The organism is Streptomyces brasiliensis, from assembly GCF_014647875.1.
In the GTDB taxonomy this organism is placed as follows: domain Bacteria; phylum Actinomycetota; class Actinomycetes; order Streptomycetales; family Streptomycetaceae; genus Streptomyces; species Streptomyces brasiliensis.
On the sequence record NZ_BMQA01000007.1, the window covers coordinates 57,703 to 71,312 of the forward strand.

11 protein-coding genes and 1 tRNA gene are annotated in these 13,610 nt (G+C 71.1%); 8 read left to right on the top strand and 4 right to left on the bottom strand.

Going from position 1 to position 13,610, the window contains the following annotated elements; translation table 11 throughout:
* Nucleotides 1–164: 164 nt before the first annotated feature.
* Both IEZ19_RS13095 and IEZ19_RS13100 read left to right on the top strand, forming a co-directional pair.
* Nucleotides 165–350 (top strand): helix-turn-helix transcriptional regulator, encoded by a 186-nt coding sequence (locus tag IEZ19_RS13095; RefSeq protein ID WP_189311318.1) that lies wholly within the window; start codon nt 165–167, stop codon nt 348–350.
* 65 nt (nt 351–415) lie between these two features.
* On the top strand, nt 416–1,792 hold the full coding sequence (locus IEZ19_RS13100; RefSeq protein WP_189311319.1) for a tyrosine-type recombinase/integrase: 1,377 nt from the start codon (nt 416–418) through the stop codon (nt 1,790–1,792).
* Nucleotides 1,793–1,927: 135 nt separating this feature from the next.
* Here IEZ19_RS13100 and IEZ19_RS13105 read toward each other — a convergent pair.
* Nucleotides 1,928–2,014: transfer RNA gene (locus tag IEZ19_RS13105), tRNA-Ser, on the bottom strand.
* Nucleotides 2,015–2,047: 33 nt separating this feature from the next.
* Complete coding sequence (locus IEZ19_RS13110) at nt 2,048–3,529, bottom strand: S1C family serine protease (protein ID WP_189311320.1); 1,482 nt, start codon at nt 3,527–3,529, stop codon at nt 2,048–2,050.
* A 287-nt stretch (nt 3,530–3,816) separates the two neighbouring features.
* Here IEZ19_RS13110 and IEZ19_RS13115 point away from each other — a divergent pair, with 287 nt between their 5' ends.
* The 3 genes from IEZ19_RS13115 to IEZ19_RS13125 all read left to right on the top strand — a co-directional run bounded on the left by IEZ19_RS13115 (nt 3,817) and on the right by IEZ19_RS13125 (nt 6,889).
* Nucleotides 3,817–4,656, top strand: a complete 840-nt coding sequence (locus IEZ19_RS13115; protein ID WP_189311321.1) for a glycerophosphodiester phosphodiesterase — start codon at nt 3,817–3,819, stop codon at nt 4,654–4,656.
* 254 nt (nt 4,657–4,910) lie between these two features.
* Nucleotides 4,911–5,549: an ATP-binding protein gene (locus tag IEZ19_RS13120; protein ID WP_189311322.1), complete on the top strand. Its 639-nt coding sequence runs from the start codon at nt 4,911–4,913 to the stop codon at nt 5,547–5,549.
* Nucleotides 5,550–5,923: 374 nt separating this feature from the next.
* The gene (locus IEZ19_RS13125; protein ID WP_189311323.1) at nt 5,924–6,889 is read left to right on the top strand and encodes a DUF5926 family protein; all 966 of its coding nucleotides are present in this window, start codon (nt 5,924–5,926) and stop codon (nt 6,887–6,889) included.
* Nucleotides 6,890–7,134: 245 nt separating this feature from the next.
* On the opposite strand, the gene IEZ19_RS13130 is transcribed toward IEZ19_RS13125, so the two are convergent.
* Both IEZ19_RS13130 and IEZ19_RS13135 read right to left on the bottom strand, forming a co-directional pair.
* Nucleotides 7,135–7,779, bottom strand: a complete 645-nt coding sequence (locus IEZ19_RS13130) for a hypothetical protein (RefSeq protein ID WP_189311324.1) — start codon at nt 7,777–7,779, stop codon at nt 7,135–7,137.
* Nucleotides 7,780–7,835: 56 nt separating this feature from the next.
* Complete coding sequence (locus IEZ19_RS13135; RefSeq protein WP_189311325.1) at nt 7,836–8,501, bottom strand: bifunctional DNA primase/polymerase; 666 nt, start codon at nt 8,499–8,501, stop codon at nt 7,836–7,838.
* Nucleotides 8,502–9,111: 610 nt separating this feature from the next.
* Here IEZ19_RS13135 and IEZ19_RS13140 point away from each other — a divergent pair.
* The 3 genes from IEZ19_RS13140 to pdxR all read left to right on the top strand — a co-directional run bounded on the left by IEZ19_RS13140 (nt 9,112) and on the right by pdxR (nt 13,601).
* A complete protein-coding gene (locus IEZ19_RS13140; protein WP_189311326.1) occupies nt 9,112–10,530 on the top strand; it encodes a PP2C family protein-serine/threonine phosphatase in 1,419 nt (472 codons plus the stop codon).
* Nucleotides 10,531–10,703: 173 nt separating this feature from the next.
* Nucleotides 10,704–12,170 carry an aminopeptidase P family protein gene (locus IEZ19_RS13145; RefSeq protein ID WP_189311327.1) on the top strand — a complete coding sequence of 489 codons (1,467 nt, stop codon included), beginning with the start codon at nt 10,704–10,706 and terminating at the stop codon, nt 12,168–12,170.
* A 63-nt stretch (nt 12,171–12,233) separates the two neighbouring features.
* The gene (pdxR, locus tag IEZ19_RS13150) at nt 12,234–13,601 is read left to right on the top strand and encodes a MocR-like pyridoxine biosynthesis transcription factor PdxR (protein ID WP_189311328.1); all 1,368 of its coding nucleotides are present in this window, start codon (nt 12,234–12,236) and stop codon (nt 13,599–13,601) included.
* Nucleotides 13,602–13,610: the final 9 nt, after the last annotated feature.

Consider the following 13,610-nt stretch of genomic DNA (forward strand, 5'->3'; position numbering starts at 1 on the left):
CGATGACGGACAGCCTGCGTCACCGATGACGCACCCCCAACGCTCTGCGTCACCCCAAACCCGCAGGTCAGAAGCCTGGGATGACGCAGGTGACGCGGTGACGCAGAAATCCGCACCTCGGACACACACGGCCCCAAGACCAGCCCAAGCGAGGAGTAGCAACGATGGCTCGCCCCAAGATGCTCAAGCTCCCCGAAGTCCTCGAAGAGATCGAGATGAGTCGCGCCGCCTTCTACCGCATGCGTGCCCGGGGTATGGCCCCGAAGCTCATCAAGCTGCCGAACGGACAGATCCGTTGCCGTCGCAGCGATTTGGACGCGTGGTGGGCCGAGCACGAGATCGCAGCCTGACTTATTGACCGACCCGAAGGGGACCCCGCCGTGTGGCGGGGTCCCCTTCCGCTTGAAGGAGCACAATGCACAGCTACGACGTGCGCATTTGGAGCGTTCGGAAGCGTCCGAGCAAAGCCGCTCCGTTCCAACTCCGCTGGCAGGTCGATGGAACGGAACATCAGGAGAGGTTCACGACCAAGACCCTCGCCGACGCCCGCCGCGCGGAACTGCTAACCGCGACGCGCAAGGGCGAGCCGTTCGACACCGAGACCGGACTCCCGGTGTCCGAAGTGCGCGAGCGGAACCGTACGGGCTGGTACGCCCATGCCCGCGCGCATGCCGCCCGGAAGTGGCCGACTGCGGCGGCCAAGCACCGTGCGAGCATCGCCGAAAGCCTGACCATTGCCACGATGGCTCTCTGCCCGGCAGGGAAGGGGCGCCCGGCGGATGACCTCCTACGCCGGGCGCTTTACCAGTGGGGATTCAACCCGGGACGCGCCGACCAGGAACCGCCGGAAGCGGAGGCCAAGGCGTTGGCGTGGGTGGAGCGCAACGCGCCTGCCGTGGTCGACCTCGACAGCGCGAAGCGCGTGCGCATGGTGCTGGAACACCTGGCAAAGCGTCAGGACGGCAAGGCTGCCGCTGCGAACACGTTCCGGCGCCGCCGTGCGGTACTGAGCAACTGCCTTCGCCTGGCCGTGGAGCATGAGCTATTGCCCGGCAACCCTCTGCATCGCGTGCACTGGGAGACCCCCAAGGCGGTGGAAGAGCTGGACGCGCGAAGCGTCGCCACACCGACACAGGCGCGGGCGCTCCTGGACGCGGTACGTGCTCAAGGTCCGCGCGGCGCTCACCTGGTCGCGTTCTTCGCGTGCATGTACTACGCCGCCATGCGCCCTGAGGAGGTGTCCATGCTGAGTGCCGAGCAATGCGACCTCCCTGAGGAAGGGTGGGGGCGACTCATGCTCGCCGGCGCCCGGCCGCAGGTTGGATCCGCCTGGACGGACGACGGCAAGCCGTACGAGGAAAGGCAGCTCAAGCACCGGGCCCGCCGCGCGGTCCGACCGGTGCCTGTCCCCCCTGTGCTGGTCGCCATCCTGCGCGCCCACCTCGAAGCGTTCGGGACCACAGCCGAAGGCCGCCTGTTCAGCGCCGTACGGGGCGGACCGATCCGGGCGCAGGAGTACGGCAGGGTGTGGAAGGAGGCTCGCCGGAAGGCGCTCACCGCCGCGCAGGTGGCCTCACCGCTCGCCGCCATCCCGTACGACCTGCGGCATGCGTGCGTGTCGTTCTGGCTCCGTTCCGGGGTGAGCCTGGCCGAGACCGCCCGGCGCGCGGGGCAGAGCGTCGCGGTGCTTCAGCGGTACTACGCCAAGGTGCTGGACGGTGAGGAAGCAAGGATGAACGCGCTGATCGAGCAGGGGTTGGCGGAGCAGGACGGCGAGCCGGACGAGTCGTAGATCCTGGCCGCAGGTTGGCCGCACGAGCTGGTCAGAGGTGGGATACCGGCGGGCCAGAGTGAGACAAGGTCACGCCGAAGGGGTGCCGCTCTGGAGAGGGGCACCCCTTCTGACCTGCACTGTCTATGACCTGTGCGGAGGCGGTGGGATTTGAACCCACGGTGACATCGCTGCCACGACGGTTTTCAAGACCGTTCCCTTCGGCCGCTCGGGCACGCCTCCCCGCGCTGCCTGATCAGCGGCGCGGGGACAAGACTAACCGTTCGGCTCGTCGCCTGCCCGGGCGCCCAGGGTGACTTCGGCTGTGTGCTCCTGGCCACCCCGCTTGTAGGTGATCGTCACCTTGTCGCCGGGCTTGTGGGTCCAGATCTCGCCGATCAGGGTGGGGCCCGAGTCGATCACCGAGTCGTCGAGCTTGGTGATGACGTCGCCGGACTTGAGGCCGGCCTTGGCCGCGGGGCCGCCCGCCTCGACCGGGGCGGCGCCGCTCTGGCCCTGGTCGGTGATCTTCGCGCCGTCCGTGCTGTCCTCGAGCGAGACGACCGCGCCGATCTTGGCGTACACCGGCTTGCCCGTCTTGATCAGCTGCTGGGCGACGTACTTGGCCTGGTTGATCGGGATGGCGAAGCCGAGGCCGATCGAGCCGGACTGCCCGGAACCGCCGAGGCCGCCGCTGCTGCTGGACTGGATCGCGGAGTTGATGCCGATCACCGCGCCGCTCGCGTCGAGCAGCGGTCCACCGGAGTTGCCCGGGTTGATGGAGGCGTCGGTCTGCAGGGCGCTCATGTAGGACGCCTTGCTGGAGGCGCTGCCGTCGCTGGAGGCGACCGGGCGGTTCTTGGCGCTGATGATGCCGGTCGTCACCGTGTTGGACAGGCCGAACGGGGCGCCGATCGCGATCGTCTCGTCGCCGACCGCCACCTTGTCCGAGTCGCCGAGGGCGAGCGGCTTGAGGTCCGACGGCGCGTTCTTGAGCTTGATGACGGCGACGTCGTAGCCCTGGGCGTGGCCGACGACCTCCGCGTCGTACTTCTTGCCGTCGGGGAACGTCGCGGTCAGCCTGCCGCCGTCGACGGCATCGGCCACCACGTGGTTGTTGGTGACGATGTGGCCCTGGGTGTCGAAGACGAACCCGGTGCCGGTGCCGCCCTCGCCGCTGGTGGACTCCGCCTCGATGGTGACGGTGCTGGGCAGGGACTTGGCGGCGACGGCAGCGATGGTCCCCGGGGAGCGCTTGACCTGGGTGGCGCTGCCGCTGTCGGTGGCGGAGACGGTCGTGGAGCCGGCGTCGTCGCTGTTCTTGGCCAGCGTGTAGCCCAGACCGCCGCCCAGTCCGCCCGCGACCAGCGCGGCCACCAGGACCGCGGCGACCAGGCCGCCGCGCCCGCCGCGGGGCTTCGGGGCGGGCGGCTGGTACGACGAGCCCCAGCCGGTGTTGCCCGCGCCCGCGCCGCCGTCCGCGTAGGAGGGCGTTGCGGGGGGCGGGGGCGGCCAGGAGGCGTCCGGGGCGGGGCCGGCCGCCTGGGGCGTGCCGGAGGGGTCCGCAGGCGTGTGCGCGGCGGGCGCCGCGCCGTACTCCGATGCGCCGGGGGCGCCCGGAGGCACCGGCGGGAGCGGAGTCGTCGGCGCGTCCCCGTGGGGCGGGCCTGCCTGCGGGGAAACAGCGGGAGATGCCACCGGCACGGGAGGTGCGGACGGGGCCGGGGGTACCGGGTTGCCCTCGTTCTCGGTGCTCACAGCATTTCTCCTCGATCCACGGCTGTTGTTCTCGGTCGCACTCGGTCATGCTCATTCACGCTTGTTCACGGTCCGGCGCGATGCAGCTGTGCATGTGCTTTTGTCTGACGTCAGCTTTTCCCACGGGCCGTCAGAGCACCATAAGCGGTTGCTGTGAGTCCGGGGCCATCCTTTATATAGGACTTTTCCGATAAAAGTTTCATTCCCCGGAGAGTTCATGCCGCCGTTCGCTTCACGTACGCGCCCGTGCCGCCACGCGTACGCCCTCACGGTGACACCATGACGCGGTGACCCACGCACGACAGCACCCCATCCAGGTCGTCGCCCACCGGGGTGCCTCCGAGGATGCACCCGAGCACACCCTCGCCGCGTACCGGAAGGCGATCGAGGACGGCGCGGACGCCCTCGAGTGCGACGTGCGGCTGACCGCGGACGGGCATCTCGTGTGCGTGCACGACCGACGCGTCAACCGTACGTCCAACGGCCGTGGAGCCGTGTCCGCCCTGGAGCTCGCGGATCTCGCCGCGCTCGACTTCGGCTCCTGGAAGACCCGGGAGGCCTGGCGCGGGCGGGACGAGGAGCCGGACTGGGAGTTCCTCCCGGCGGACCGCACGGCGACCTCCGCGGACACCTCCGTGCTCACCCTGGAGCGGCTGCTCGAGCTGATCGCGGACGCCGGGCGGCGGGTGGAGCTGGCCGTCGAGACCAAGCACCCCACGCGCTGGGCAGGTCAGGTGGAGGAACGGCTGCTGCAGCTCCTGAAGCGGTTCGGCCTGGGAGTGCCCGCCTCGGCCGACGAGTCCTCGGTACGGATCATGAGCTTCTCGGCGCGGTCGCTGCACCGGGTACGGGCGGCCTCGCCGACGCTGCCGACCGTGTACCTGATGCAGTTCCTGCGGCCCCGGCTGCGCGACGGGCGACTGCCGGCCGGTGTCCGGATCGCGGGCCCCTCGATCCGGATCGTGCGCAACCACCCGGCGTTCATCGAGCGCCTGAAGCAGGCCGGTCACCAGGTGCACGTGTGGACCGTGAACGAGCCGGAGGACGTCGGCCTCTGTCTCGAGCTGGGCGTCGACGCGATCATCACCAACCGGCCGCGCGCGGTGCTGGACCAGCTGGGCCGGTGAGCGGGGGGCCGGCGTCGCTGCGGCTGCCCTGACATAAGGACGCCGTGACATAAGGACGCCGTGGCTCAAAATCCACCCGCGGCATAAAGAGGCCGCGCCCCCTGTGACCTAAAGAACTACGTAAGGACCGGCTCGCGTAACTTGACCGGATCGCCCGCTCGGACGGCCCTCATTCGCAGACCACACCAACGAAATCCAGCCATCTCGTTACAGGGAGTGCTCCGGCGCGTTCGGTCCGTGTTCGAACGTTGCGAATGCGTCACCGGACCCGCATTGGCCGGTTTCCGGTTCTGGCCAATGGGGCATCCACACCGTGGCGTGGGGCAAAGGAGGTCTCGGGGGTGGCGTTGGTGGTGGCACAGGAGGTGCCCACGTCGTCGAGCATGGCCGTACCCCATGGCCCTGCGGGCGTGGGGGAAGCAAGACACCGGATGCGCGATCAGTTGCGTACGGGTGGCGTATCGGAATCGGTCATCGACGACGCCGTACTGATCCTTTCCGAACTATTGAGCAATGCCTGCAAACACGGGCGACCACTGGGCGACGCGACGGCCGGGGACGGCGACGTCCGGGCCGCCTGGCGTGTGGACCCGCACGGACGGCTCATCGTCGAGGTCACGGACGGGGGCGGTCCGACCCGCCCGGCTCCGGCGACCCCGTCGGTCACCGCGCACGGCGGTCGCGGGCTGAACATCATCACCGCGCTGGCCGATGACTGGGGTGTCCGGGACGACACCCAGGGCGAGGTCACGGTGTGGGTCGTCGTCCACGAGGACGTTCATGATCCGGATGCCGGGCAGCGCAGCGGGGACTTCGTCACGCGCGTCATCGCGCCCGCGATCCCGGTGATCCCCGAACTGGACTTCGCGGCCGCCTTCGACGACCTGGACTGAATCGAACCGCAGAGCAGCGCGACGGCCGGGGCCCGGCTTCCGGGACGAACCGGAGTCCCGGCCCGCGCGGACACCTTCCGGCGGGGTCGGCCGACGGGTCGGGGCGGCGGGCCACGGGTTCGGACCCGGGCACGCGCGGGTTCCGGCCGGGCACGTGCCGGTACGCCCCCGGGTTCCCGGCCGTCGCGACCACCCGCCGTACGCAGGGCCCAGGCGGCCGGCAACACCCGACACCCCCAGCCCAGCACACGCCCCCGCCGCTCACAGGTTCCCGTCCGCCACCAGCCGCGTCGTCCACAGGTTCCCGTCGGTCGGAGCGGGAGCGGCTAGGCTCCCGCCCGTACCAGACGAGCCGTAACCGGGAGACACCCACGATGGCCAAGAAGCGACCCCAGACGAAGGCCAAGCAGCCCCAGATCACCGACGGAGAGATCCCGGTCGTCGGCGCCCGTGAGCCCTGCCCCTGCGGCAGCGGCCGCCGTTACAAGGCGTGTCACGGGCGCGCCGCCGCGCACGCCGCGACGGAGTTGGTGCACCGCCCGTTCGAGGGGCTGCCGGGCGAGGGCGACTGGGTGGCGCTGCGCGAACTGGTGCCCGCCGCCACGGCCGAGCTGACCCTGAAGGACGGTCTGCCCGAGGGCGTCCCCTCGGTCACGCTCGCCACGGTGCTGCCGATGGCCTGGCCCGCCCTGCGCCGCGACGACGGCTCGGTCCTGCTGGGCCTGCAGAACGACACGGCGTCCGGCGACATCAGCCGCGACCTCGCCGACACCCTCCAGCGCGCCCTCGCCGCAGAGCCTGGCACCCCGGTCGAGGGCCGCCGGGCACCCGTCGACGGTCCGCGCCTGCAGGACCTCCTCGACCTCGAAGGCGCCTTCGAGCCAGTTGTGCACCCCGGCTTCGAGTTCTGGGTGCCGGACCCGGAGAACACCACGCCCGAGGTGGCCGCCTCCCTGGAGCGGGCCAACGCCGCGGCGATCCCCACCGTGAAGCTGACCGGCGTGGATGCCGCCTACTGGTGCGAGACGCCGGAGAAGAACCACCTGCGCTGGGTCATGCCGTACCCGGAGGAGCGCCTTCTGGACGCTCTCGCGCGTCTGCACGCGGCCGGTCGCTCGAGTCTCGGCGAGGGCACCCGCCTGGTCGGTTCCTTCCGCGCCCACGGTCTGACCGTGCCGGTGTGGGACCTGCCGAGCGGCGTGAGCGCCGAGGACGTGGAGAAGCCGGCCGCCGAATTCGCCGAGCGCCTCACCGCGGCGCTGGCCTCGGACGCGCCGCTCACCTCCGACGAGCGACGTGCACGCGGCGGCCTGACCAACCGCCAGGTCACGCTCAGCTGACGCACAGCGGGTTCACGGGCTGCGGCCGACCGACCGGTCAGCCGCAGCCGGACCCGCCGAAACAGGTGACTCCTGTCACAAGTCCCCGACGCGACAGGCAAATCGGTGTCCGAATAGCCGAGATCGAATTTGCTAACCGCCGATCTCTTGTTACCGTTCCAGTAGCCCGGTTGCTGGTGCATCCCCCGTCGCCAGCAACCGGGTCTTTTCGTATCCGAAGCAGTTGTACGGAACGTAGCCCTCCGTCAACTCCTCTTGAACGCTTTGGAGTTGACGCCGAAGTCGGTGTTGCTTGCCGAGCGCAGCAGCAGCGGTCCCTCGCCACCGCGCGCAGCGAATTCCGTGACCGCCGTGTACCCGTCCAGGTCGCCCCGGGTGCGCTCCCGGGGTGTCTCGCAGGTGGCGGGCTCGTCGTCGGAGCCCGCGCGGCAGTGCATCCGCACGGCGTGGCGGCCCGGTCCCATGAGGCTGAGCACGGCGTCCAGCGGCCGGCCCGTGGAGTTGCGGTAGTAGGTACGCGCCCAGGTGTCCTCGCCCTGTGTCAGCACACAGGTCTGTGCCTCGACACCGTCGGGTGAGGAGAGTTCGGGACCGCAGCGGGCCGCGGTGGCGAGCCCCAGGCCGAGCACCCGCGTGGAGCCGGGCGCGGCGGACGAGGATTTCTGGTCGCCGTACGCGCTCCGGCTCCGGTCGTCGTACGAGGGGTCGTACGACGAACCGCGCGCCGTGTCCTGCGCGGAACGCCGTACGGCCGACCGGTCCGGGTCACCCACGGAGCCCACGGACGCCACGGCCAGGGGAACCACGAACGCGCACACCGCGAGACCCGCGAGGGCGAGCAGACGGATCGTGTGGGGGTCCGGGGGTCCGACCCCAGAGATTCGCAGCATGTGACGGAAGATAACGACCTGTGCACGGCCGCCGGTTCGGCGCGCGCACGACACCCTTACAACTCGGGCGCGCTCACACCCGTACGAGTGAGGGCGTCGACCACGGCGTCCACCACGGCCTCCACGTCGGGCACCCAGGGCGAGGCGGAACCCGGCAGCGGCGCGCTCTCCCAGCGGATGGCGCCCTGGCCGGTCTCGGACGGCGGCAGGGCGAGATAGCCCCCCTCGCCGTGAAAGCGGAGGGAGCCGGGGACGAAGTCCTTGGCGTAGAGCAGGTCGCCCAACTGCTCCATGGAGTACGGCTTGACGAGGATCGCCCAGCGGGTGGGCGAGGCGATCACCGGGCCGAGGCGCATGCCCCGGCGGTCGAGTGCGTCGAGAGCGCGGGCGGCGGCGGGAGCAGGCAGGCTGACCGCGCAGGGTGCCGTGCCGCCGGTCGCCAGCACGATGGGCGCGTCCGGCCGCCGGGTCCACCACCAGCGCACCATGCGCTCGTCGGTGGTGGCCGCGAGGAGGCCGGGGTCGAAGGGATGCGCACCGGGCACCGTGCACTCCGGGTCGGGACACGCGCAGCGCGCCCGTCCTTGCGGGTCCGGAGCCACGCCCGGGAGTACGGGCCACTGCCATTCCGTCGCGAAGGTCAGGGCCGCGCTGATCAGGTCAGGCCTCCCGTCGTTCCGCCTGGACAGGAGCCTGCGTCGCCTTCCGAGGATCTCGCGCATGAGCGCTCGTTCCTTTCCGTTGCACCGCTGGCAACACCGTGGACCACATCACACCATGTGTCGATCACTTCACTGTGCGTACCTGTTGGCGCATCACACCCCTGCTCCTGGCAAGGGGAACCCCAAGGGGTCGAGCATTGGCCGTGTCCGCGTCCTACTGCGTCTATCAAAAGCACGGCCGCGGCGTGGGGGTGGCGAAGTCTGGCGTTTTGCGTCCCGCGTATTTCTCTTCGCCTCCGCCACGGGAGGATGGGGCACGGTCGTCGGTGGCTAAGACGCCCGGGTCCGTCGCCAGGTTCCGGGTGGCCCCCAACCACCCCTGGCCTTCACCGAGTACGTACCCATCACGACCGCTGTGACGCTCCGTGGAGCAAACCCAGTCGACCGCAATGAGCCGATACCCGAGGCAGTTTCAAGCCAACTTCGCTGTCGCGCAAGTGCTCCGGCCGAAACCCCCAAGAGGCCCGTGGACACCAGGAATCCTCGCAGGACAATGCTGGACATCCCCTCTCGAGTGCGTGTACATGTGGAGACACTGCTAGCGGCGCAGAATCACATGGGGGTTTGCGATGCTTCTGAGCAATACGCACCGGTCTGAAAGCCGGACGCCATGAACGCCCCGCACCCTCCGAAAGTGGCTGGAATCGATTCAACCGTTTCCACTCCCGCACACACTGTCACGCCCGCCCCCACCACCCCGGGCACACCTCAGGTCCCCAAGACACCCGCACCCACCACTCCCGCTCCCGGCGCCGTCCTCCAGGACCGGCTGGCCGGCTGGGTCTCGGACCTGACCACCCTCCACGAACTCACCGAACGCCAGGTGCGCACCGACTCGGTGGAGTCCGCTCTCCAGGAACTGCTGCGCGCCGGCGCCGCCCTCGTGGGCGCCGGGCGCGGTCTCGTCGTGCTGGAACCCGACGACGGCCTCGGCCCCGCCACCACGATCGGCCTCGGCCTCGGCCGCGCCGACCTCGGTCACATCGAGACCGTGCCGCGCGGCGCCCTGCCGTACGGCCGCCTTCTCGACACGGCCGCCGGGCTCCCCGGCGGCGACGGCGAGATCGTCCGCCCCGACCTGTTCGCCGAGGACGGCCTCGACCCCCGCCACCGCGAGGTCGCCGCCCGCCTCGGCTACGCCGCCAGCTACGCCCTCCCCCTGTCCACGGAGTCCGCCGGCCGCCTGGGCGCCGCCGTGTGGCTGTACGACGAGCCGGCCGAGCCGCACGAACGCGCGCGCCATCTCGCCGGCCTGTACGTCCGCCACACCACCGAGCACCTGGCCCGGCTGGTCGAACTCGAGCGCACACGCGCGTCAATGGCGGCCGTCACCGACGAACTGCTCCCGTCCCGGCTGCCCCGGGTGCCCGGCGTGCAGCTCGCCGCCCGCCACCGCACCGGCCCGTGCGGGGGCGGCGACTGGTACGACGCGCTTCCGCTGCCCGACGCGGCGCTCGGCCTCGCCGTCGGCTCGGTCACCGGCACCGGGCCCAGCGCGGTCGCCGCCATGGGCCGGCTGCGCGCGTCCCTGCGGGCGTACGCGGTGATGGAGGGCGAGGACCCGGTCGCCGTCCTGTCCGACCTCGAACTGCTGCTGCGGCTGACCGAGCCCGCCCGCTCGGCGACCGCGCTGTTCGCCTATTGCGAACCCGCGCTGCGGAAGGTCACCCTGGCCGGTGCCGGACACAGCCCGCCGCTGCTGCTCGGCGAGCGGCGCACCGAGTTCGCGGAGACCTCCGTGTCCGCGCCCCTGGGCATGCTCGCCTGCTGGGAGGCGCCGAGCGTGGAGTTCCAGGCGGAGGCCGGAGAGACGGTTCTGCTCTACACCGACGGGCTGCTGCACCGCACCGGCGACCCCACGGACCGCGCCTTCGCCCGGCTGCACGCAGCCGCGGCCGGCGTGCCGCGCTCCCGGCTCCACGACCCCGAGGCCATCGCCGACCACGTCCTGCGCACGGTCCTGCCGGACGGCCTCGACGCGGCGGACAGCCCGGATGACGTGGTCCTGCTGGCTGCGCGCTTCGACTGAGCAATACCGCACATACGCCTGAGCAGTCCCGTACATACGGCATGCCGGGGCATAACACGCTGTCCGACCCGGGGTCCCTCGCCGTACGACCGTACGATGATGGGGGTCCCCCCTGCTCGGGCGGAGAGCGGAGCGCCGAGTGCTCGGGGGACATCCGTGCCGTATCGAGGAGGATGACCGTGGCCGACGAACTCACGCCGGAGACCCCGGAGACTGAGTCGGAGGAGCCGATCAAGCAGCGCAAGAACGGCCTGTACCCGGGCGTTTCCGACGAGCTCGCCGAGAACATGAAGTCCGGCTGGGCCGATACGGAGCTGCGTGACCTGAAGCCGGTCGAGCAGGCCGCGCACGCCGCGCGCCGCCGCGCCGCGCTGTCCGCCCGCTTCCCGGGCGAACGCCTGGTGATCCCGGCGGGCAACCTGAAGACCCGCTCGAACGACACCGAGTACGCCTTCCGCTCGTCGGTCGAGTATGCGTACCTCACGGGCAACCAGACGGAGGACGGCGTCCTGGTCCTCGAGCCCACCGCCGACGGCCACCAGGAGACGATCTACCTCCTGCCGCGCTCCGACCGCGAGAACGGCGAGTTCTGGCTCTCCGGCCAGGGCGAGCTGTGGGTCGGCCGCCGCCACTCCCTCACCGAGTCCGAGGCGCTGTACGGCGTGCCGGCCGCCGATGTGCGCGAGCTGGCCGACCAGCTGCGCGAGGCCACCGGCCCGGTCCGCGTGGTACGCGGCTACGACGTCGGCATCGAGGCGGCCCTGACCGACAAGGTCACCGCCGAGCGCGACGAGGAACTGCGCGTCTTTCTGTCCGAGGCCCGCCTGGTCAAGGACGAGTTCGAGATCGGCGAGCTGCAGAAGGCCGTCGACTCGACCGTGCGCGGCTTCGAGGACGTCGTGAAGGTCCTCGACAAGGCCGAGGCGACGAGCGAGCGCTACATCGAGGGCACGTTCTTCCTCCGCGCGCGCGTGGAGGGCAACGACGTCGGCTACGGCACGATCGCCGCGGCCGGTCCGCACGCCTGCACGCTGCACTGGGTGCGCAACGACGGCCCCGTCCGCTCCGGCGACCTGCTCCTGCTGGACGCGGGCGTCGAGACGCACACGCTGTACACGGCCGACGTCACGCGCACGCTGCCGGTCAACGGCACGTACAGCGAGATCCAGAAGAAGATCTACGACGCGGTGTACGAGGCCCAGGAGGCCGGCATCGCAGCGGTCAAGCCGGGCGCCAAGTACCGGGACTTCCACGACGCCGCGCAGCGCGTGCTGGCCGAGAAACTCGTCGAGTGGGGTCTGGTCGAGGGGCCGGTCGAGCGGGTCCTGGAACTGGGCCTGCAGCGCCGCTGGACCCTGCACGGCACCGGCCACATGCTCGGCATGGACGTCCACGACTGCGCTGCCGCACGCGTGGAGACGTACGTCGACAGCACGCTGGAGCCGGGGATGGTGCTCACGGTCGAGCCGGGTCTGTACTTCCAGGCCGACGACCTGACCGTGCCGGAGGAGTACCGGGGCATCGGCGTCCGCATCGAGGACGACATTCTCGTCACCGAGGACGGCAACCGGAACCTCTCGGCGGGTCTGCCTCGGCAGTCCGACGAGGTCGAGGGGTGGATGGCGTCGCTGAAGGGCTGACGACAGACCGAAGGCCGGGCACCCGTGGGGTGCCCGGCCATTCATGTGCCTGGGGGAGTTTTCATGGACGGCTTCTGGTCCGGTGTGGGCGTCGACCTGCATCTCGAACCGGACTCCGCCGACGGGCGGCGGATCGGGCTGGAACGGGCTCTGCGGGACGCCGTACGCGACGGACGGCTCGCTCCCGGGACCCGGCTCCCCGCCACCCGGCGGCTCGCCGTCGAACTCGGCATGTCGCGGGGCACCGCCAAGGCCGCCTACGACCAGCTCGTCGCCGAGGGGTATCTCACCGCGCGGCAGGGGTCCGGGACCCAGGTGGCGTCGTTGCCGTCCGTCGACGCGGACACGCCGGCGGCGGCCGCAGGCGTGCGTGCGCCGCGTTTCGATCTGCGGCCCGGCAGCCCGGACGTCGGCGCGTTCCCCGCGGCGGCCTGGCTGCGGGCGCTGCGGCGCGCGATCGCCACGGCGCCCTCACTGGCGTACGACTACGGCGATCCGCGCGGCCGCATCGAGTTGCGTACCGCGCTGTCGGGCTATCTGGGGCGGGCGCGCGGGGTGATCACGCCCCCGGAGCGGATCGTCATCACCTCCGGGTACGTCCAGGGACTCGCGCTCCTCACACGCGTGCTGGGCGGCGCCGCGGTCGCCATGGAGGACCCGGGGCTGCCGTTCCACCGTGAGGTGGTCCGGCGCAACGGTGGCAGCGTGGTGCCCGTGGCCGTCGACGAACACGGGGCCCGTGCCGAGGAGCTGGGCGACGTGGCCGCGGTGGTCGTCACGCCGGCCCACCAGTACCCGACCGGGGTGACCCTGCGCCCCGAGCGGCGGCGGGCGCTCAGCGACTGGGCACGCGCGCGTGGAGCACTGATCGTCGAGGACGACTACGACGGGGAGTTCCGCTACGACCGCCAGCCCGTCGGCGCACTCCAGGGGATGGCACCGGCTCAGGTGGTGTATCTGGGCACCGCCTCCAAGACGCTCGGCCCGGCGCTGCGGCTCGGCTGGATGGTGCTGCCGCCGCACCTGGTCGACGCGGTCGCCGACGCCAAGCTGCACAGCGACCACCACACCGAGTCCATCGGCCAGTTGGCGCTCGCCGAACTGATCGGCAGGCACGCCTACGACCGGCACGTGCGCGCGTGCCGTCTGCGCTACCGGCGCCGCAGGGACCAGCTCCTGGACCGCCTCGGCACCCGCCGACAGGTACGCGGCATCGCGGCCGGCCTGCACGCCCTGGTGGACGTCACCGACGAGGCGACCGTGCTGGAACGGGCGGCCGAGGAGGGACTCGCCGTGGGCCGCCTGGGCGACCACTGGCACACGCCTGGCGAGGGACGGCCGCAGGGGCTGGTCGTCGGCTACGGAACGCCCCGCGAGCGCGTGTACCCGGAGGCGCTGGAGGTCCTGGCGAAGGTGCTCGACGCCGCCTGAGCGGACAGC

What these genes read in the sequence shown, in the direction of transcription:
- IEZ19_RS13095 (WP_189311318.1), top strand. Translation starts at nt 165, where the DNA reads ATGGCTCGCCCCAAGATGCTCAAGCTCCCCGAAGTCCTCGAAGAGATC.
- IEZ19_RS13100 (WP_189311319.1), top strand. Translation starts at nt 416, where the DNA reads ATGCACAGCTACGACGTGCGCATTTGGAGCGTTCGGAAGCGTCCGAGC.
- IEZ19_RS13120 (WP_189311322.1), top strand. Translation starts at nt 4,911, where the DNA reads ATGCGTCACCGGACCCGCATTGGCCGGTTTCCGGTTCTGGCCAATGGG.
- IEZ19_RS13125 (WP_189311323.1), top strand. Translation starts at nt 5,924, where the DNA reads ATGGCCAAGAAGCGACCCCAGACGAAGGCCAAGCAGCCCCAGATCACC.
- IEZ19_RS13130 (WP_189311324.1), bottom strand. Translation starts at nt 7,779, where the DNA reads ATGCTGCGAATCTCTGGGGTCGGACCCCCGGACCCCCACACGATCCGT.
- IEZ19_RS13135 (WP_189311325.1), bottom strand. Translation starts at nt 8,501, where the DNA reads ATGCGCGAGATCCTCGGAAGGCGACGCAGGCTCCTGTCCAGGCGGAAC.
- IEZ19_RS13140 (WP_189311326.1), top strand. Translation starts at nt 9,112, where the DNA reads ATGAACGCCCCGCACCCTCCGAAAGTGGCTGGAATCGATTCAACCGTT.
- IEZ19_RS13145 (WP_189311327.1), top strand. Translation starts at nt 10,704, where the DNA reads ATGACCGTGGCCGACGAACTCACGCCGGAGACCCCGGAGACTGAGTCG.
- pdxR (WP_189311328.1), top strand. Translation starts at nt 12,234, where the DNA reads ATGGACGGCTTCTGGTCCGGTGTGGGCGTCGACCTGCATCTCGAACCG.